Below are 19,219 nucleotides of genomic sequence, written 5' to 3' on the forward strand. Positions count from 1 at the left end.
ATGTCGTGGACTTCTCTCCGCGTCGATTACATCTATACCTCTGTAAGTACCCATTCGGCATCAATTACACATATGCTATATATGTACACGCCAGGAAACTAGTCGAACGTTTAGATTCGTTTCGAAACCGCGAAATTTTGCACACTGGTGGACGAGAGTCGATATTCGCGTTCCCCACAGCGATACGGGGTGAAGTATCTGATTTCGTGGCAGTACGTGACACCACTCTACTGTATAACTATTTTCGATGGGGAATTCCGACGCTTCGATTCCGGGACTCTCGAATATTGAACTTCTGATGGGAATGGGTGGAGAGGACGTACAGTCGGCACGGGTTCGGTGGGGGAGGGGCGTGGCGGGTCCGTCTGACCGTCAGATTTCGACGACTTTGTGGCCCTCGGAGGGTGTGTTCTCCTTGAACGCTCTCGCGTGGTCCGGCAGGAGGACCACGACGAGGTAGGGAACGAACTCCTCCAGGTAGAGTATCAGGTCGACCAGCCGGTTGCCGTCTATCATCTCGATGGAGTCGAGCAACATGAACGGCACCTCCTCGTGGACGTCGTGTACGAGATAGCCCGAGAGCGCGACGACGAGACCGACGATCTCCCGCTCGCTCTCGCTCAGGTGGCTGATGCTGTCCTCGTAGACGCCGCCGGCCTCGTCCTCGCGGACCACGTGGAGTTCGAACCGTTTCTCTGTCGCCGTCCCCCGGCCCTTCTTGACTTCTTCTTCCGTCCGTTCGAGCCAGATGCGCCCGATGTTGTCGTATCCCAGGCGGTCGATAATCGCCTCCATGTGGGTGTTGAACTCCTCGATGGCCTCCCGCTCGATGCGGTCGATTCGCGTCCGGAGTTCGTTCAGTTCCTCCGAGAGCGTCTCCCGGCGGGCTTGCAGTTCCTCGCGGGTCGCCAACTCGGCCTCTATCTCCTCGATTTCCGCCTCCAGCGACTCCAGGTCGTCGACGGCCTGGTCCCGGTTGAAGGTCAGTTCGCTCACCTCCTGCTGGAGCGCCAGCAGTTCGTCCTGCTGGTCGTTCTGGAGCCGTTCGACGGACGCCTCCAGCGTGTCGACGCGCTCCCGCAGGCTTTCGCGGCGCGTTTCGAGTTCGTCGATGGTCTCCTCGCGCTGGTCGATTTTCTCCGCCAGCGTCTCCAGGCGGTCCGCCAGTTCTGCGGATTCCTCCCGGCGGGTCTTGTGGTCCTCGAGTTCGCAGCTCAGGTCGTCGAGTTCCGCCGCAATCTGGTTCTTCTCGCGGCTCTTGTCCTGGCGGATTTTCTGCAGGCGCTCGACGGTTTCTTCGATGCGTCCCCGCTCGACCTCGCTCCCGCAGGTCCAGCAGGTCACCGCCGAGGAGGACGGGTCGAGTCCGTCGGCGGGCGACCCGCCGTTGGTCTTCTCGTCGAGCGCGTTGCGGACTCCCGACTGGGACTCCGCGAGGCGTTCGTCGTTGAACTGGATGACCCGCTGCAGTTCGCTTATCGTCGATTCGAGCGACCGGCGGCGGTTCCGGAGCCCCTCGATGCGCTCTTCGAGGCGTGCGATTTCCGCGTCGTCGGGGGGCTCGAGCGAGTCCTGCTGGTCCGCTATCGTCTCGCGGTTCTCTTCGAGCCGTTCCAGGCTCTTTCGCTCACTCTCCAGGTTTGCGCTCACGCGCTCCAGTTCCGCCCTCGTCTCGCGGAGCCGTTCCAGTTGCTCCGCCAGTTCGTCGCTGTCCCCCTGGTCGGCGTTGTCTTCGTCCAGCGCGTCGAGTTCGCCCCGCTTCTCCTCGATGCGCGCTTCGAGGTCCGCCACCTCCTCCTGTTTCCGGCGGCGGTCTGCCTCGAGTTCGGTGCGTCGGTCGGCGAGCGCGTCGAGGCGGTCGAGTTCGCGGTCTATCTCGCGTCGCCTGTCGACGCGTTCGCCGATTTCGTCCTGTATCTGTTCCGTGTCGACGGGGCTGAGAATCAGTTCCCGGAGGTTTTCACCCCGTCTGGCGGCACGGCGGATCTCGTTCGATTCGAGCAGGACGCCGTAGAGTTCTGCGATGTCGGGTTCGTCGAGGTACGGGTTCCCCTCGGTCTCGACGTGGTTGTTCTCGCGGCGTATCTCGCGGACGTACGTCTGGTCACCCACCGTCATCGAGACTTCCCCGACCTCCGCGTCGCTTTTGAGGGTGTACTTGTCCGTTCCGAGCCCCGCAGCAATCGCCTGGATGAGGGAGGTCCTGTTCGTGGCGTTCTCGCCGACGAGCGCCGTCACGCCGGAACTGATTCGCATGGAGGTCTCGTCGATGCCACCGATGTTCCTGACCTCCATATCGACATCATGCATACTCCCTCTCCGGTCAGGCATGTACGCCGACGTTCGTGCTGAAAACATAAACTCTTTCTGTAAATCCAGGTCTGTAAATATTGCCGCACAGTTTACAGGTTCTGCTCCCGCTTTCGACCCGTATTGCACGATTTCGGCAGACATGAGGCCGCTACTCGCTCAATTCGGTGGAATGAAACGTTTTCAAAATAAACTTACAGATACGCGTACGGAGACGTAACAATCCGAGTGCTTTTTGCTGTCCCTGCGGCTTCGGGGCGGGCGAGTGTCTGACCGTCACGAAGCTGTCTCGACCGGGACAGACAGGCGTCGAGAGTCGGGTCTCATCGGGTGGGACGGCGCTTTCGGTGGCGTCCCGGCGAACCCGGGGCGGGAGTGCGCGCCGGGCACGCTCGGTAACGCCGAGGCGGGACCTCTCTACTGACTGGCGTGCCGTGGTACCACGGCGGGAGCACAATCGCACCCGTGCAAGAAATAACTTTGTGTTTGGTGGACATGTTCTCCGCCAGTCGGGGCTGAACAGGCATACATTTACGTAGGCCGTCTCCCTACCGTCTCGACCATGGGAGAATCGGAGGCGGCGGCGACCCGGCCGTGTTCCTGCAAGGTGGAGATAGTCACGGCCGAGTTCGACCTCGACGGCATCCACGAGGAGATGTGTCGGGAGTGGGCCGACGACGACGGGAAGAGCGTCCGCGAACTCGCCGACATGTTCAACAAACGTGTGCTGCGGACCGCCTTCAGGCGTGCGGACAAACTCCCCATCGACGGCGAGATAGACAACCTCTACCGGGTGCTGACCGACGACGACACCGACCCGGGGAGTCGGACGCGGGCGCGCGAGCAACTCCGGCAGGACGGCGTTCCGGTCGACGACGTCGAGGACCGGTTCGTCTCGCACCAGACGCTGTATCGCCACCTCGTGAACTGTCTCGACAGGGCTCACGAACCGCCCGAGAAGACCGACGAGGAACGCATCGAGGAGTGGCGCAGTCGCCTCCTGGCACTGCAGAGCCGGACGACCAGCGTCACCGAACGCGGCATCGAACAACTGTTGAACAACGGAGCGGTCGACATCGGCTCGTTCGACGTCCTCCTGGAGGTCAACGTCATGTGCGAGGACTGCGGCGGGTTCTACACAGTCGGGGAGTTCCTGGACGCGGAGGCGTGCGACTGTCTACGGCCCGATGAGTCGGTCTGAATCCGCTCTGGCGGCACGAAAGAACCAAGTGTATCGTTCCCACACATTCAGGAGAACCGACGTACAGATGAGTTACGAGGGAGAAACCAGATACTAATGCAAAGCGAAATGGTGGACCAGTTCGAGACGGAGATAGCATCCTACGGGGTGGACGTCACTCACGCCAGTGTCGGCGATGCGACGGACGTAATCGCCGAACATCTCGACTCGACGGCCGTCGGCGTGCCGCTCCCGTGGGACGGCGTTTCGCTCCCGGGGGCTGTCACGACCGACCCCACGCCCGACGAACTCGAGGCGGCGAAGACGGGGCTCTCGCCGGCCTCGCTCGGGATTGCGACCTACGGCAGCCTCGCGCTGCGGGCCGACGACCACGGCAGCGAACCGATAAGCCTGTTCGTGGACACCCACGTCGCCGTGCTCCACGAGGAGGACATCGTGGCGGACATGCCGGAGGCCTTCGAGTGGCTCGGCGAGGAACTGCGCGAGACGCGGGACTCGGTCATTCTCGCGACGGGGCCGTCGGCGACGGCGGACATGGGCGCACTGGTACAGGGAGCACACGGACCGAAAACTGTCGAACTCATCATCATCTCATGAGCTCACGAGCATCCAAGGCAGAACACATCCGGCGGATAATGCAGGCCGAAGGGGACGCGGTCGGCGAGAACACACGCGGGTTCAACCAGGGCCGCTACGAGTCCGTCGGCGACCTGGAGGACTACGAGAACCTGAAAAGCGAGGCCAGAGCCATCAAGGAGGACGCCATCGAGCGGCTCCCGGAGCTCATCGACCAGCTCACCGAGACGGTCGAGGAAAACGGCGGCACCGTCTACATCGCCGACGACGCCGAAGACGCGAACCAGTACGTCGCGGAGGTCTGTGCGGAGAAAGACGCCGGGCGCGTCATCAAGAGCAAGTCGATGACCAGCGAGGAGATCGACGTCAACGAGTACCTCGAAGCCGACGGCCGGGACGTCGTGGAGACGGACCTCGGCGAGTGGGTGCTCCAGGTGGCCGACGAGGCGCCGAGTCACATCGTCGCGCCGGCCATCCACAAGTCGCGCGAGGAGATCGCGAAGCTGTTCAACGAGTACTTCGAACCCGAGGAGGAACTGGAGACGGCCGAGGAATTGACCATGTTCGCGCGTGCGAAACTCGGCGAACTCATACAGGACGCCGACGTCGGCATGACCGGCGCGAACTTCCTCACTGCCGACTCCGGGACCATGGCGCTGGTCACCAGCGAGGGCAACGCCCGCAAGACGGTCACCGTCCCGGACACCCACATCGCCGTTGCCGGCGTCGAGAAGGTCATCCCCAGCGTCGAGGACCTCGAACCGTTCATCCAGCTCATCGGCCGCTCGGGGACCGGCCAGGACATCACCAGCTACATCTCCCTTTTTACGCCCCCGGTCAAGTCGCCGACCGTCGACTTCGACGACGGCGCGACGCCCATCACCGAGGGCGACGACGACAGGGACTTCCACCTCGTACTCATCGACAACGGCCGCATGGCGATGCGGGAGGACGACGAACTGCGCGAGACGCTGTACTGCATCCGCTGTTCGGCCTGCTCGAACACCTGCGCCAACTTCCAGGCCGTCGGCGGCCACGCCTTCGGCGGCGAGACCTACTCCGGCGGCATCGCGACGGGCTGGGAGGCCGGCGTCCACGGCCTCGACAGCGCCGCGGAGTTCAACGACCTCTGTACCGGCTGCTCGCGCTGTACGGAGGCCTGTCCGGTGGAGATAGACATCCCGTGGATAAACACCGTCGTCAGGGACCGCGTCAACTCCGGGAAGGACCCGAACATGGAGTTCCTCGTCGACGGGTTGACGCCGGACACCGAGACGGACGGCCCCGACCTTCAAAAGCGGCTGTTCGGCAACTTCGAGACGCTCGCGAAGATGGGGACCATGTTCGCGCCGCTCTCGAACTGGGCGGCCAACTCTACCCCGGCGAAGTACGCCCTCCAGAAGGTGGCCGGCGTCGACAGCCGGCGTGACTTCCCCGCCTTCCAGCGGACCACGCTGGTCGAGTGGTTCAACGACCGCCAGTCACCGACCATCCAGGACCCCGAGGCGCGGGTCGTCCTCTACGCTGACCTCTACACGAACCACATGCTGGTCGAGCGCGGGAAGGCCGCTGTCAGGCTGCTCGAAGCCCTCGGCGTCGAGGTGGAGCTGCCGAAGGTGCCGGGCAGCGGCAGGGCACCCCTCTCGCAGGGGATGATAGAGACGGCCACTACCAAGGCCGGCAAGGTCTCGGCGGCGCTGTCGCCGTACCTGGACGACGGCTACGACGTGGTGGTCATCGAGCCGAGCGACCTCGCGATGTTCCGCGGCGACTACGAGCGGATGCTCCCGGAGGACGACTTCGAGGCGCTCGCCGACCGGAGCTACGAGATACTCGAGTACGCCTACGGCCTCGTCGCCAACGGTGCCGACGTCGACGCGCTGCGGACCGCCGCAGACGGCGAGACGGTCGCCTACCACAGCCACTGCCAGCAGCGCACGATGGGCCTGGAGGAGTACACCCTGGCGCTGCTCGACAGGGCCGACTACGAGGTGACCACGAGCGACGTGGAGTGCTGTGGCATGGCCGGCTCCTTCGGCTACAAGGAACAGTACTACGAGCTGTCGATGGACGTCGGGGAGAACCTCGGCGAACAGCTCCGGGAGGCCGACACCGACCACGTCATCGCGAGCGGGACCTCCTGTACGGACCAGATAGAGGACCTCCTCCGTGACGCACCGATGCACCCGGTCCAGCTACTGGACCCGGCCCGGTAACGCGTCTTCGCTTTTCATCGCTTGGACGCCGAATCGCCTCTCGTCGTCGAGGTTCGACCACGCTGGAGCCCTGTTACAGGTATATCGCTGTCACAGAGTGTCGTTCGGACAATAGTTCTGTCGGCGCAACTCAGGACGGGTCAGCCGCGCCAGCACGGGGGGCAGGCGGGGTCCCTCACGGGTCAAGCGGTGACCGGTAGCCGCTCAGCGTCTCGATTTCGAGGTCGTACCACTGGGGGTCGAGGTCGGCGACCGGGTGCCCGAAGATGCTCAGCCCGACGGTGGCGGCGTCCTCGCCGAAGCGGTCGCCAGCCGCCCGCTCGCGCTCTGAACCCGCCGGTATCGGGTCGAGTTGCCCCTCCGCGATGACGCTCCGCCAGTCATCCTCGTGGTGCCACTCGTAGACGACGAGGCAGGCTGGCGTTCCCGGGTCGACGCGGTCCCGTTTCCTGCTGTCGGGGCCGGACATGAACTGCATGACACAGCGTCGGTTTGGGCCGTCGTAGCCGAAGGACATCGGCAGCGCGTACGGTCTGTCGCCGCCGAGGGAGAGGACGCCGTGCCCGCGGCTGGACAGGAACTCGGCTATCGCTTCGTCGGACATCTCCCGCCAGGTGTCACGCGTCATCTGACGCCTCCCAAGTGCCGCGGCAGCGACCGTGTGTCGCGCAGGTATCCGTCCATCGGCTCCACCTACCCGAGTTCGGCCATTCTCGCTTCCAGTCCCTCGATGGTCTCCTCGATGTCGTCCACCAGTTCCGACTGCTTCTCGTTCGCGTCGGCTATCGCCTCGATCTCCTCGGCCAGCGGGTCGGCGCGCTCGGTCACCTCGTCCACCATGCTGGCAACTTCCTCCGTGCTCGCGGCCTGGTCGTCCGTCGCCTCCGCGACGTCCTCGATGCCGCGGGCGGTCTGCTTGACCGCGTCGGTAATCTCCGAGAGCGCGTCGAGGACCGCCTCGGCCTGCTCGACGCCCTCGTTGAGTTCCTCGTTGGTCTCCCTGATGCCCGCGACCGTCCGGCTCGTCGTCTCCTGTATCTCGCCGATGGTCTGCTCTATCTCCTTGGCCTGGGCCTGTGAGTCGGCGGCGAGGGACTTGATTTCGTCGGCGACCACGCCGAAACCCTCCCCGGCTTCACCGGCGCGAGCGGCCTCGATGGAGGCGTTCAGCGCGAGCATGTTGGTCTGCTCGGCGATGTCGTCGATGACCTCGACTATCTCGTCGATTTCGGTCACCCGCTCGTCGAGGGCGGTCACGTCCTCGGCCATCTCGTCGGCGGCCGCTCGGACCGAGGTCATCACTTCGATGGCCTCCGCTGCGGAGTCCTGTCCCTCGACCGCGAGGCTGCTTGCCTCCTCGCTGGTCTGTTCGACCTCCCGGGCGGTCGAGGCCACCTCCTCGACGCTGGCGCTCAGGTTCGATATCTCCGCGGTTATCTGGTCGAGTTTCTCGTACTGCTCGGTCGCGATTTCACTGCTCCCGGCGGAACTCTCCAGGATGCTCGACGTCGTCTCTTCGAGTTCCGCGACCGCCCCCATGATTTCCTCGGAGACCGTCTCGTGGGCGGCCGCCATCTGTTTGCGCTGCTCGACCAGGTCCGTGACGATGGGCGTCATCTCCACGGCCCCGATGGTGTTCCCGTCGATGTCCTCCATCGGGACGGCCATCGACCGGTTCCACAGGTGCCCGTCGGGCGTCGGGACCTGTCGATAGTCCTCCTCCCAGACAGTCTCGCCGGTCCGTGCCACCGTCTCGGCCAGTATCTCCGACTCGCCATCAGTTCCGAAGAACTGGTACCCCTCTGTCCCGATCGCCTCCTCCCGGGAGCGTCCGTAGGCCTGCTCCGCCTCGGAATTGAAGTAGCGGAGCCGTCGCTGGTCGTCGACGGCGAATATCGGCTCCGGGAACTTCTCGATGAGCTGGTTGAACAGCGCTCGCCACTGGTCGCGCTCCTCGCGGAGCTGGTCCCGGTCCTTCTCCTCGTCCGGACCGCCGTACTCTACGGCGTCGGCGTACGTCGCCATCTCCCCCTGGCTCACGTTCGTTGTGCTCATTGGTACCGTCTGTTGTGCGCTTCACTCAATGTTTATTTAAACTGTATGGCCCGAAAACCAGAATTGAGAACGTCGACGCTGCCGGCGCTGTTCGGCGGCGACGCGTGGCCGCCGCTCACCGGGTTAATCGACGCCATGCCGCGCGGGAAAAGGAAGTTGCAGTCCCTTCAGGTGTGGTGCTGGCGGATTTCTTCGACGCTTTTGCCCCACTCGGCGTCGTCGTCGAAGTACCGCTCTGCGAGTGAGTCCTCCGGGGCCTCACCGATGGAGCGCTTCTCCTCGGCGTAGGACGGCCGCTCGGTGTCGTGGTAGAAGCGGCCGGTCAGCACCTCGCCCTCCCAGAGCCGCGACTCGGCCTCGTACATCGCGTCGGCCGCCTCGCGGCGGTCGGTGATGTCGAAGTCGAACTCGTCGTCGTCCTGGATGTCGGTGTAGGGGACGTACTCCTTGGCGTCCTTGTTCCAGGTGGGACACTGGGTGAGGAAGTCGACGTGTGCGAACCCGTCGTGTTCGATCGCTTCCTTCAGCACTTCCTTCGCCTGCCGGGGGTTCACTGCCGCCGTGCGTGCGACGTAGGACGCACCGGAGGCGAGCGAGAGGGTGAGCGGTCGCACCGGGTCCTTTGCACTACCAGAGGGCTGCGTCTTCGATTTGTGACCCTTCGGGCTGGTGGGTGAGGTCTGGCCCTTCGTCAGTCCGAAGATCTCGTTGTTGAAGACGATGTAGGTGATGTCGTGGTTCTCGCGGGCGGTGTGCATGAAGTGGTTGCCACCGATGCCGTACCCGTCACCGTCGCCACCTGCCGCGATGACCTCGAGGCCGGGATTCGCGAGTTTCGCTGCGCGAGCGATGGGGAGCGAGCGGCCGTGAATCGAGTGGTAGCCGTAACAGTCGAAGTAACTGTTGAGCTTGCCCGAACAGCCGATGCCGGTCACGAGCATCGTCTCGTCGGGCGTGCGGCCCACTTCGGGCATGGCCTGTTTCAGCGCCTTCAGGACGCCGAAGTCGCCACAGCCCGGACACCACGTCGCCTGCGGCTCTATTCCCGGTGTGAACGTATCCTGATCGATTTCCTGTTCTTCGTCGTTGATTGCTGAGAATGCGCTCATTGTCAGTCACCTGCCGCTGGGACGAACTTCACGTTCTGCGCGGCCGGCTGGCCGCCGTCGATGCTGTCCTTGAACGCCTCGACGATTTCGTTGTGGCGGAACGGTTCGCCGTTGTACTTCAGGAGGCTGGACATCTTGTCACCGAACCGGCCCAGTTCCTTCTGGGTGAGCCCGCGGAACTGCGCGCTGGCGTTCATCTCGACGACGAGGCACTCCTCGACGCTCTCCAGGAACTCGGTGACCTCCGCCTCGGGGTAGGGCATCAGGTCGCTGACGCCCATCGCCTTCACGGAGTGACCCTCCTCGTTGAGCTGGTCGACGGCTTCGAGGACTGTGTCCTGCGTACTGCCCCACGTCAGGATGCCGTACTCGGCGTCCTCTGGGCCAGCCGTCGTCTGGTTCGTCTCGCCGTCGTCGAGTTCGCCGCGGATAGCGGTGAGTTTCCGCAGGCGACGGTCCATCTGGTTCTTCCGGTTGACGGGGTCCTCGCTGATGTGGCCCGTCGGTGCGGACTCGTTCCCGCTGGCGAGGAAGCGCCCGCCCTTCTGGCCGGGAATCGACCGCGGGCTGACGCCCTCTTTGGCACCCTCGACGGAGTGCTGGAACCGCTCGAACTTGCCCGACGCGTCGTGGGCAGCATCGCGGAGTTCCTCCTCGGTCAGCGTCGACCCGAGGTCCGGCGCGGGCTCCTGGTCGAAGTGGCTCACGGGCACGCTCCGGAGTTCGCCCTCCAGCTTCTGGTCGTAGACGACGAGTGCTGGCAGGTGGTAGTCGTAGGCGAGTTCGAACGCCTGTCGCGACTGCTCGTAGGCCTCTTCGGCGTTGGCCGGGGCGAAGACGACCCGACAGGAGTCACCCTGGCTGGAGTACAGGACGTGTTCGAGGTCGCCCTGCTCCGTCTTCGTCGGCAGCCCCGTCGACGGGCCTGCCCGCATGGCCTCGACGTAGACGACCGGCGTCTCGGTCATCTCCGCCAGGCCGAGCGCTTCCGTCATCAGCGCGAAGCCGCCGCCTGCGGACCCGGACATGGCCTTCACGCCCGCGTGCGACGCGCCCAGCGCGAGCGTCGCGGACGCGATTTCGTCCTCTACCTGTTCGGCGATGCCCCCGTACTTGGGGAGCTTCTGTGACATGATGCGGAACACGTCGGTCCACGGGGTCATCGGATATCCCGAGATGAACCGACAGCCGGCGTCCAGCGCACCGTAGGCGATGCCGTCACTGCCAGTCAGCAGTGCGTGCTCCTCGTCGTGGCTGCCCTCCGGGGCGACCAGGTCGTGTGACTCGTCGAATTCGAGCGCGCGCTCGTACGCGGAGTGAAGAACTTCGAGGTTGGCGTCCCGCATGTCGCCGGACATGTTCTCCTCGATGAGTTCCTCTATCATGTCCACGTCCTGGTCGAGCAACGCGGCGGTGACGCCCAGTCCCGCCGTGTTGCGCATGACGGCCCGCCCGTGCTCCTGAGCGATGCCGCGGAGGTCCACCGGGTATACGTGCCAGTTGTTCTCCTCGGCTCGCTCCTCCAGTTCGGTCTCGGCGATGTCGTCCTCGTCGAACTGGCCGGTGTCGTAGACGATGATGCCACCCTCGTGCAGTTCGTCGAACTGCTCGGTGAGCGGTTTCAGCTCCTCGTTGCCGTAGATGGCACCTTCCTGTTCGCTGCGGGCGAAGCTGTCCCCCAGACAGAGGAGGAAGTCGAAGCCAGCCCCGCGCGATTGCACCGGCTCGTCCCCGGCGCGAATCTCGACGTACGTGTGCCCACCGCGGATTCGTGAGGGGTAGTGCCGGTGCGTGTAGATGTTCAGTCCCGACCGCATCAGTGCCTTCGCGTAGTTCCGAGATGTGGAGTCGATACCGTCTCCGGAACCACCCGAAACACGCCAAGCGATTGTGTCTTGTGTCATTGTTTAGTCTCGGTTGCCTAAGTGGTAGTCTGTGATTCGCTGTCTTATTGCATGCAACGACCAACTGTGAAGTCTGTCTGGTTGATTATAGATGTTTGGGTTGGCTAGACTGCCGTTTTCAATCTCCTCGCAATCCCGGTACGGCGCTGGTGTCGCGTTCCCGGCCCGGGTCGTCCTGGTCTGCCTACGTGATTCGTTAGCACCTACGTTCCTCTAGCGACAAATTGCGGGTAGCTCACGGTGCCTCTTATAGTTTTAGTTCCAGTGGGGGGAGCGTCCCCCGTCCCGGCTCCGTCCGGGCCGCCGTCGGCGCTCTGTCAACGGAAATGAAGGTGATCTGGGCCTGCAACTGCCGGCCAGTTACGGCAATAATTATAAATACCAAGCCTCATTCACATTGACTATGCCGGACACATACGTGAATCCGGTACGGGCGGCAAACGGGGTAAAGTGTGGTAGACAAGTACATTCACGATACGAAACATCACAAGGAGAGTAAATAATGGCAGACCTGACACTCGTACTATTAGCACTGTTGCCACTGGCAGCGATCGCGATACTGATGGTCGTGTTGCTACAGCCGGCGACACGGACAATGCCGATTGCGTGGGCGATTGCTGCAGGCGCGGCCTATATCGGCTGGGATATGGGTCCACAACTGTTAGCGGGAGCATCGATACGGGGTGCGATGACGGCGACACGCATCCTCATCATCGTGTTCGGCGCGATTCTGTTGCTGTACACGCTGAAGGAATCCGGGGCGTTCGAGGTCATCAACGCCGGGTTCTCGTCGCTCAGCGACGACCGACGTGTGCAGTCCATCCTGCTCGTGTTCCTGATGGGCTCGTTCATCGAGGGCGCGGCAGGCTTCGGGACGCCCGCGGCCATCGTCGGTCCGCTGCTCGTCGGCCTCGGCTGGCCGCCGATGGCGGCAGTGGTCGTCGCACTGACCGGTAACATCCTGGCGATTACGTTCGGCGCGGTCGGGACGCCGCTCATCATCGGCTTCGAAGACGTCGTTTTCGCCCAGGACCCCAACCAGGCAGGGACGGCCGCCTACCAGATCGTTCAGGAAGGCGGCTTCGAGAGCGTCGGCGCCTTCGTGGCGCAGATCGGCGTCTACGCGGCACTCATCCACGCCGTCGTCGGCATCGCGATTCCGTTCATCGGCATCGCGATGATGACTCGCTTCTTCGGCGAGGAGCGGTCCATCCAGCCCGCAATCGAAATGATTCCGCTGTGCCTGTACGCGTGGGCCGCGTTCGCGATCCCGTACCTCGCGACCGCAGTCTTCCTGGGCCCGACCTTCCCCGCCCTGCTGGGCGCGATGGTCGGCCTCGTCATCGTCGCACTCACGCTGCGGGCCGGCTTCTTCCTCCCCGACGAGGAATGGGACTTCGGTCCGCGCGAGAGCTGGCCGGACCACTGGGTCGGCAGCATCGAACCCGGTGAGGGCGTCAGCGGCTCCAGCGGCGACAAGACCGTCACCGCCGACGGCGGTACTGCATCGTTCAAGGACATGCACAACCAGGACATGTCGCTGCTGACGGCGTGGATTCCCTACGTCCTCGTGGCGCTCCTGCTGGTCGTGACTCGCGTCATTCCGTCCGTCCAGGAGACACTGGCCGGCATCCAGCTGCAGTGGAACAACATCCTCGGCACGCCGTACTCCGAAGGGATAGAAATCGTCTATCTCCCGGGAACGCTGTTCGTACTGGTCGCGGTCATCACGTACGCGCTCCACGGGATGGATTCGGAAGGCATCAAGGAGTCGTGGTCCGAGGCCATCCGCAACATCCTCCCGGCAGTCATCGCGCTGTGGTTCGCAGTCGCCACGGTCATGATCATGCAGTTCACCGGGAACGCACCGGTCTCGACGGGGGACGAACTCGGGATGTTGCAGGCGCTGTCGGCACTCGCTGCGGACATCGCCGGACCGGTCTTCCCGTTCTTCTCCGGATTCATCGGAGCGTTCGGGGCGTTCATCGCCGGTTCGAACACCGTCAGCGACATCCTGTTCGGACTGTTCCAGTTCGAGGCAGCACTGGACGTCGGCGCGCCGACGGTCATCGTCGTCGCGGCGCAGGCAGTCGGTGGTGCCATCGGTAACCTCGTCGCCATCCACAACGTCGTCGCCGCACTGACGGTCGTCGGCCTCATCGGCGAGGAGGGGCGCGTCATCAGGCTGGAACTGATTCCGGTCCTGTACTACGGAGTGTTCGCAGGGATACTGACTCTGCTACTCTCGTACGTCATCGTTCCTGGGGCCTTCTAAGGTCTCCAGGCCGTCTCGCTCGGCCGACACGATTCGGCACGAACCGACACCGTTTTTTCGACCGATTCAATCCAGAGCTGAGAGTCCCGTCTCCTGTCGACCGTCGAGAGTGTTACTTGCTGCCCCCGGCCCCTGACCGGGCTCCGGCAGGCCCGCCGTGAGTTGCTTCGGACCCGAATCACCACTACCGTTTATATGGGTGGCTTCCTTTCACCCACCTGTGAGCGTCGAAGTATGACAACCAGAGAACTCGATTCAGAACTGTTTGGGCGGGCGGTATCGTTCCGGTATTCCGAGCATTGGGTCGCATATGCAATCCTCGGGATGCGGCTGGTCATCGGCTGGACGTTCTTCTACGCCGGCATCACGAAGGTCGCCAATCCCGACTGGAGTGTCAGGGGCTTCCTGCTGTACGGTATCCCCGAGGGCAATCCGTTCACCAGTGTCTGGGCGACGATGGCCAACGACTGGGCTTACATCCTGACGCCGCTGAACCAGGTGGGACTCACGCTGATCGGCCTGGGCCTCATGGCGGGCGCCTTCATGCGCCTCAGCGCCGTCTTCGGGTCGCTGATGATGGGCTTTTACTGGGCCGCGCACTTCCCGCACGACAACGCGCTCATCGTGAGCCAGCACATCGTCTACATCCTGCTGCTGTTCGGTCTGGGCGCGTTCGGTGCCGGCCGCATCCTCGGCCTCGACGCCCGCCTCGAGAAACTCAGCATCGTCAAGCGGTATCCGGACTTGCGATTGCTACTCGGGTGACCGCCGCCGACTAGCACGGTGTCCGGTCCCGCGTCGAGCCAGTTTCCCCGCCACGTTCTCTCCGTTCGCCATCTGGATACGAACGTTTCCCTCTCGGAACGCACCCCTCGATAGTCTTCCGTGGCGGGTTCGAACCGGCGATTCTGTGTTTTCGATTTCCTTTCGACTGAGTGATTTTTGGCCACGTGAGTATGCGAGCAGTAAGTATATTTGCATCGGTCCGTAAGCAGCCGACATGAGCAAAGACGCGGAAATTTCTTCGGAACTTGAGGATGCACTTAGCAAGCACCGCACCGGCGGGGGCGGCATGCAGGGGACGCTGGTGTTGAGCGACAGCGAGGGCTACGTCGGCGACACCATCACGTTCCATGGGCGGAACCTCCCGTCGAACGAGCGCTTCGACGTCAAGTGGTACTCGACGCAGGGCTCGTGGGGGGTACTGGAGGCCCACGAGATTATGGGTCCCCAGTACCAGCAGCGCACCGAAATCGTGGCCAGCGTCAGGACGGACGACGACGGCGCGTTCGACGAGGAGTGGACCATCCCCGAGGACTACGGCGGGTCCCACAAGGTTGAACTCCTCAACGCCGACGGAGAGACGGTGGACACCGACGAGATAGAGCTGTTCCCGTGGTTCGAAATCGACCGGACCGAGGCCGAGATGGGCGAGGCCTTCACCGTCACCGGGTACGGCATCGGTCCCAACGTGGTGACGAACAACTACCAGGTCGCCTGGGACAACGGCTTCTACGGGTTCATGACGGGTGTGTTGAACCGCGGCACTGCCACCGCCGAGGTCCGCGCAGTCGGCCCGCCGGGCGAGCACGTCATCCAGATCTGGCGCAGCTACCGCGGGGACCCCTACCTCCAGAACAACACGCAGTCGCCGTACGGGCCGGTCGCACAGGGCCGCCCGTCGAAGTGGACCGTCGAGGTGACCGAACCCGAGGAGCCGCCGCAGTCGACCTGGGTCGACCCGCTGTTCGACGAGAAGCCGATCGACCTCCACTACCCGGACATCGACGAGGACACCGACGCGGAACTGGAGATAACGCCGACGTCGGGCCAGTCGGGCACGACGGCGTTCATCCGCGGCTGGAACTTCCCCGCGAACGAGGAGGTCGACCTCATCTGGTACCGCCACGAGGGCCACCGGGTGAAAAACATCGAGATAACGCCCGAACCGAAACCCGACGTTCTCCCCACCGTCACCGCCGACGCGAACGGCGAGTTCGAGGTGGAGGTCGAAATCGGCCCCGACGAGGGGTCGACCCGCCCGATTACGGCCGCGGTCGACGGCCGCGAAATCGCCGTGACCGGCTTCATGATGCAGCCGAACATCGAGAAGTTCGAGCCCGACAGCGGCTCCGTCGGGACGACCATCGACATCGAACTCTCGGGCATCGGCTGGACGATGTTCGAGAACGGCTATTACTTCGTCTACGACAACAAGCCGCTGGGGTACGTCTGTGGCACCAGCGGCGACGACAAGCAGGACCGCGTCCACCTCCAGCTCCCGGCGACGGGTGCGCCCGGCTGGCACTTCATCGACGTCTACCCGACCATCTACCAGATGCAGGAGGACGAACCGGAGTTCGAACTACTGCCTCACCTCTCCTACATCGACAACCACCCCGTCCGTCCGATGCCGGCCATGCACATGGCCTTCGAGATAACCGAGTAGGGCCGCTCCCGTTTTCCGCCGACCGATACGCTCAACTGTCGCGCGCTCGCCACTCTGCCTCATGACACTCGACCTCACGCTGGCCTGTCACGACTACCAGTGGACGAAACCCCTCTGGGACGGCCGTGTCGAACCCGAGGGCGTGAACCTCACGGCGGTGAACTACCCGAACCCCGTCCGGTTCTCGCGGATGGTTCGCAACCTGGAGTTCGACGCCTGCGAGATGTCGATGGGCACCTACCTCGCCTCCCGGCGGGACGCCGACCGCTTTCCCTTCACCGCCATCCCCGTCTTCCCGTTCCGCAAGTTCCGCCACGCGTACATGTACCGGCGCAGCGACGCCGGCATCGAGTCGCCGGCAGACCTCGCGGGCAGGCGGGTCGGCATCGTCAACTGGCAGACGACGACCGGCATCTGGCAGCGGGGGACCCTCGCCGAGCACCACGGCCTCGACCTCACCGACGTGACGTGGGTCAACGGCGGCGCGGAGATAATCGACGTGGACGTCCCCGACGAGTACGACGTGGAGTACCTCGACCACCAGGGCAACACCATCGGCCTGCTGGAGGACCGCATCGCCGAGGGGGACATCGACGCCATCTTCCACCCGGTCGACTCCGACGTCGACAACGCCGAGCGCCTGTTCGACGACGCCAAGGCGGTCGAACAAGAGTACTACCGCGAGACAGGCATCTTCCCCATCATGCACGCCATCGTGCTCAAGGACAGCCTCCTGGCGGAGAACCCCTGGGTCGTCCAGAAACTCTACGACGCCTTCGAGCGTGCGAAAGAAATCGGCCTGTCGGTGCTGGACCGGCCCCGGGAACTCCCGCTCGTGTGGGCCGACGTCTACAGGGACGAACAACGCGAGGTCATGGGCGAGGACCCCTGGGAGTACGGCCTCACCGCGGACAACGTCACCGCCGTCGAGACGCTGGTCGGGTACGCCCACGACCAGGGTATCGCGGCCGAGCGGTACGACGTCGAGGACCTGTTTGCCCTGGAGACGCTGGATACGCCGTACTACGCGTAGCGACGGGGTGCGGACGAAGACTACTGACCACACCAATGACAGCAATGACAGACAGAGAAACCGTCCTCGACTGGATAGATGACGCACGCGAGGACCTGGTAGAGTTCCTGCTGGAGTTCGGGAACGTTCCGAGCCCGCGCGGCCGCGAGGGCGAGGCGGGCCGGTTCCTCGCGGAGTGGCTGACCGACCAGGGACTGGACGCGCGTCTGCAACCGGTCGTCGGCGACCGGGCGAACGTGGTTGCGACGCTGTCCGGCGAGCAGTCCGGCGACGGCGAGTCGCTCGTGTTCAACGGCCACATCGACACGGCCCACGGCGACCCGGAGGAGGACGGGCAGGTTCTCGTCGACCAGCCCAAGGCATACCGCGAGTCCTGGCGCGACGGCCCCTTCCTCAAGGGCGACGACGTCGTCAACGACAAAGGGCCGCTCGGCGCGCAGGTGTTCGCGGCGCTGGCGCTGGACCGCGCGGGTATCTCCCTGTCTGGGGACCTCCACGTTACGGGGGTCGTCGGGGAGATATCCGGCACGACGGTCGTCGAGTTCCAGGACCGCGAGCGCTACGCCGGCACCGGCCTCGGCACCCGCCATCTCGTCGACAGCGGCGTGACTGGCGACTACGCGCTCGTCGCGGAGTGTACGGACTTCGCCGTCGCCCGCATGGAGTGCGGGGTCGTCTGGTTCGAGATTACGGTCGAGAGTCCTGCAGCGGGGGCCTACCACCCGTTGCAGGCGCGCCCGGACGTCGACCCGGGCGATAGACAGGGGGCGGTGACCGACCTCGCTCGAACGACGCTCGCCCTCGAAGAGTGGGCGGGGGAGTACCCCAGCGAACACACGCGTGAGTACGACCACGGCACGGTCACGCCGACAGCAGGCGTCGGCGCAGTCCGCGCCGGCAAACCCTACGCGCCGGCGGCAGCACCACGGACGGGCACGGTCTACCTGGACGTCCGTCTGCCGCCGGGCGAGACTGTCGAGTTCGCCCGACGGGAGGTCGAGGCGGTGCTCGACGACCTGAACGTCGATGCGACGGTCGAACCGTACCTCTTTCGGCGGGGCTACGTCGCCGACGTGGAGGGTGTCGCTGGTCTGACGAACCCGCTGGAGGATGCCCACGAGGCGGTTCGGGGGGCCGAACCCGACCCGCCGGCACCGCACGTGACCAGCATGTGGCGCGACTCGAACGTCTTCAACGAGGCGGGGATTCCGTCGGTCAACTTCGGGCCGCCCCGCGCTCCCGAGGCGTTCCCCGATTCGGACCTGAGCGACGCCGTCCGTATCGACGACCTGATAGCGGCGGCGAAAATCTACGCGCTCACTGCGCTGGACGTCTGTGGCTGACGGTCCTGCGCTCTATCTCCCCGCCAGTTCGTCGACGACCGCCGACAGCGGCGTCACGTCGGCGAACTTCGTGTCCATGTCGAACAGGCCGACCTCGTGGGAGATTCTGGAGGGGTCGGCGACGCACTCCTCGGGCACGATGGTCCGGAAGTTGCTTGAGTGGCTGTCGACCACCGTCGCCCGGATGCAGCAACTCGTCGTCATCCCCCCGACGACGAGCGTGTCGATGCCGTGGTACCGCAGCAGGTTTCCGAGGTGGGTATCGAAGAAGGCGCTCGCCCGCGACTTCGTGACGACCGGTTCGTCCTCGCGCGGTTCGAGCGCCGGTTCGATGCGGTCCAGATCATCCCGCCACGCCGAGTGGTCCCCGCTCGGTTCCACGTCTGGCGGGCCGCGCGTCGACGTCGGCGACGCCTTCGTCGTCTTCGGGTAGCCCTTCGCGTACGTCCCCGCCGGATTGGGTTTCGCGTAGAACACCGGGACGCCGGCCTCGCGGGCGGCCCCCACCAGTCGCTCGTTGGCTTCGATGCAGGGGTCGCCGACTTCCGGCACCTCGCCGGTGAACGCACAGGTCATGTCGACGACGAGGACTGCCGGGTCGTCGCCCCACCCGACGCGGTTCCCGTACCGTTCCTCGTTCTCGTAGTACGCCCGGTCCTCGTCCGGCACGACGTCCGGGACGTACAGCTCGGAGTTTTCGTCCGCTCCCATGGTGGCCGTGCGCAGGGGACCGCAAAAATTCTGCCGA

General features: G+C 64.4%; 14 protein-coding genes. 8 read left to right on the plus strand and 6 right to left on the minus strand.

Annotated features, from left to right (window positions below):
- Nucleotides 1-372: 372 nt before the first annotated feature.
- The gene (locus tag WDJ57_RS18890; RefSeq protein ID WP_338902519.1) at nt 373-2,310 is read right to left on the minus strand and encodes an archaea-specific SMC-related protein; all 1,938 of its coding nucleotides are present in this window, start codon (nt 2,308-2,310) and stop codon (nt 373-375) included.
- Between the two features lie 562 nt (nt 2,311-2,872).
- On the opposite strand from WDJ57_RS18890, the gene rdfA reads away from it, so the two are divergent.
- From rdfA to WDJ57_RS18905, 3 genes are all read left to right on the plus strand, one after another.
- Nucleotides 2,873-3,511, plus strand: coding sequence for a rod-determining factor RdfA (rdfA, locus tag WDJ57_RS18895; protein WP_338902520.1), 639 nt, complete (start codon nt 2,873-2,875; stop codon nt 3,509-3,511).
- Nucleotides 3,512-3,607: 96 nt separating this feature from the next.
- Nucleotides 3,608-4,108, plus strand: coding sequence for an LUD domain-containing protein (locus WDJ57_RS18900; protein WP_338902521.1), 501 nt, complete (start codon nt 3,608-3,610; stop codon nt 4,106-4,108).
- Nucleotides 4,105-6,303 carry an LUD domain-containing protein gene (locus tag WDJ57_RS18905; RefSeq protein ID WP_338902523.1) on the plus strand — a complete coding sequence of 733 codons (2,199 nt, stop codon included), beginning with the start codon at nt 4,105-4,107 and terminating at the stop codon, nt 6,301-6,303. Before WDJ57_RS18900 ends, WDJ57_RS18905 begins: the two co-directional genes overlap by 4 nt.
- A 175-nt stretch (nt 6,304-6,478) precedes the next feature.
- Here WDJ57_RS18905 and WDJ57_RS18910 read toward each other — a convergent pair whose 3' ends face one another.
- The 4 genes from WDJ57_RS18910 to WDJ57_RS18925 all read right to left on the minus strand — a co-directional run bounded on the left by WDJ57_RS18910 (nt 6,479) and on the right by WDJ57_RS18925 (nt 11,371).
- Entirely contained in the window at nt 6,479-6,931 is a 453-nt protein-coding gene (locus WDJ57_RS18910) for a pyridoxamine 5'-phosphate oxidase family protein (protein WP_338902525.1), read from the minus strand.
- A gap of 65 nt (nt 6,932-6,996) precedes the next feature.
- Nucleotides 6,997-8,358, minus strand: a complete 1,362-nt coding sequence (locus tag WDJ57_RS18915) for a methyl-accepting chemotaxis protein (protein WP_338902526.1) — start codon at nt 8,356-8,358, stop codon at nt 6,997-6,999.
- A gap of 167 nt (nt 8,359-8,525) precedes the next feature.
- Complete coding sequence (locus WDJ57_RS18920) at nt 8,526-9,467, minus strand: thiamine pyrophosphate-dependent enzyme (protein WP_338902527.1); 942 nt, start codon at nt 9,465-9,467, stop codon at nt 8,526-8,528.
- Between the two features lie 2 nt (nt 9,468-9,469).
- On the minus strand, nt 9,470-11,371 hold the full coding sequence (locus tag WDJ57_RS18925; protein ID WP_338902528.1) for a 2-oxoacid:acceptor oxidoreductase subunit alpha: 1,902 nt from the start codon (nt 11,369-11,371) through the stop codon (nt 9,470-9,472).
- Between the two features lie 502 nt (nt 11,372-11,873).
- Between WDJ57_RS18925 and WDJ57_RS18930 the strand changes: the two genes are divergently transcribed.
- The 5 genes from WDJ57_RS18930 to WDJ57_RS18950 all read left to right on the plus strand — a co-directional run bounded on the left by WDJ57_RS18930 (nt 11,874) and on the right by WDJ57_RS18950 (nt 18,471).
- Nucleotides 11,874-13,646 carry an L-lactate permease gene (locus tag WDJ57_RS18930; protein WP_338902530.1) on the plus strand — a complete coding sequence of 591 codons (1,773 nt, stop codon included), beginning with the start codon at nt 11,874-11,876 and terminating at the stop codon, nt 13,644-13,646.
- A gap of 234 nt (nt 13,647-13,880) precedes the next feature.
- Nucleotides 13,881-14,411 (plus strand): DoxX family protein, encoded by a 531-nt coding sequence (locus tag WDJ57_RS18935; RefSeq protein ID WP_338902531.1) that lies wholly within the window; start codon nt 13,881-13,883, stop codon nt 14,409-14,411.
- 235 nt (nt 14,412-14,646) lie between these two features.
- On the plus strand, nt 14,647-16,095 hold the full coding sequence (locus WDJ57_RS18940; protein ID WP_338902532.1) for a hypothetical protein: 1,449 nt from the start codon (nt 14,647-14,649) through the stop codon (nt 16,093-16,095).
- A gap of 61 nt (nt 16,096-16,156) precedes the next feature.
- Complete coding sequence (locus WDJ57_RS18945; protein WP_338902533.1) at nt 16,157-17,128, plus strand: ABC transporter substrate-binding protein; 972 nt, start codon at nt 16,157-16,159, stop codon at nt 17,126-17,128.
- A gap of 44 nt (nt 17,129-17,172) precedes the next feature.
- Nucleotides 17,173-18,471 (plus strand): M20 family metallopeptidase, encoded by a 1,299-nt coding sequence (locus WDJ57_RS18950; protein WP_338902535.1) that lies wholly within the window; start codon nt 17,173-17,175, stop codon nt 18,469-18,471.
- 12 nt (nt 18,472-18,483) lie between these two features.
- On the opposite strand, the gene WDJ57_RS18955 is transcribed toward WDJ57_RS18950, so the two are convergent.
- The gene (locus WDJ57_RS18955) at nt 18,484-19,182 is read right to left on the minus strand and encodes an isochorismatase family protein (protein ID WP_338902537.1); all 699 of its coding nucleotides are present in this window, start codon (nt 19,180-19,182) and stop codon (nt 18,484-18,486) included.
- Nucleotides 19,183-19,219: the final 37 nt, after the last annotated feature.

This window comes from Salinibaculum sp. SYNS191, assembly GCF_037338445.1.
In the GTDB taxonomy this organism is placed as follows: domain Archaea; phylum Halobacteriota; class Halobacteria; order Halobacteriales; family Haloarculaceae; genus Salinibaculum; species Salinibaculum marinum.

Excerpts from the sequence above, each read along its gene's own strand:
- WDJ57_RS18890 (WP_338902519.1), bottom strand. The coding sequence starts at position 2,310 with ATGCATGATGTCGATATGGAGGTCAGGAACATCGGTGGCATCGACGAG.
- rdfA (WP_338902520.1), top strand. The coding sequence starts at position 2,873 with ATGGGAGAATCGGAGGCGGCGGCGACCCGGCCGTGTTCCTGCAAGGTG.
- WDJ57_RS18900 (WP_338902521.1), top strand. The coding sequence starts at position 3,608 with ATGCAAAGCGAAATGGTGGACCAGTTCGAGACGGAGATAGCATCCTAC.
- WDJ57_RS18905 (WP_338902523.1), top strand. The coding sequence starts at position 4,105 with ATGAGCTCACGAGCATCCAAGGCAGAACACATCCGGCGGATAATGCAG.
- WDJ57_RS18910 (WP_338902525.1), bottom strand. The coding sequence starts at position 6,931 with ATGACGCGTGACACCTGGCGGGAGATGTCCGACGAAGCGATAGCCGAG.
- WDJ57_RS18915 (WP_338902526.1), bottom strand. The coding sequence starts at position 8,358 with ATGAGCACAACGAACGTGAGCCAGGGGGAGATGGCGACGTACGCCGAC.
- WDJ57_RS18920 (WP_338902527.1), bottom strand. The coding sequence starts at position 9,467 with ATGAGCGCATTCTCAGCAATCAACGACGAAGAACAGGAAATCGATCAG.
- WDJ57_RS18925 (WP_338902528.1), bottom strand. The coding sequence starts at position 11,371 with ATGACACAAGACACAATCGCTTGGCGTGTTTCGGGTGGTTCCGGAGAC.
- WDJ57_RS18930 (WP_338902530.1), top strand. The coding sequence starts at position 11,874 with ATGGCAGACCTGACACTCGTACTATTAGCACTGTTGCCACTGGCAGCG.
- WDJ57_RS18935 (WP_338902531.1), top strand. The coding sequence starts at position 13,881 with ATGACAACCAGAGAACTCGATTCAGAACTGTTTGGGCGGGCGGTATCG.
- WDJ57_RS18940 (WP_338902532.1), top strand. The coding sequence starts at position 14,647 with ATGAGCAAAGACGCGGAAATTTCTTCGGAACTTGAGGATGCACTTAGC.
- WDJ57_RS18945 (WP_338902533.1), top strand. The coding sequence starts at position 16,157 with ATGACACTCGACCTCACGCTGGCCTGTCACGACTACCAGTGGACGAAA.
- WDJ57_RS18950 (WP_338902535.1), top strand. The coding sequence starts at position 17,173 with ATGACAGACAGAGAAACCGTCCTCGACTGGATAGATGACGCACGCGAG.
- WDJ57_RS18955 (WP_338902537.1), bottom strand. The coding sequence starts at position 19,182 with ATGGGAGCGGACGAAAACTCCGAGCTGTACGTCCCGGACGTCGTGCCG.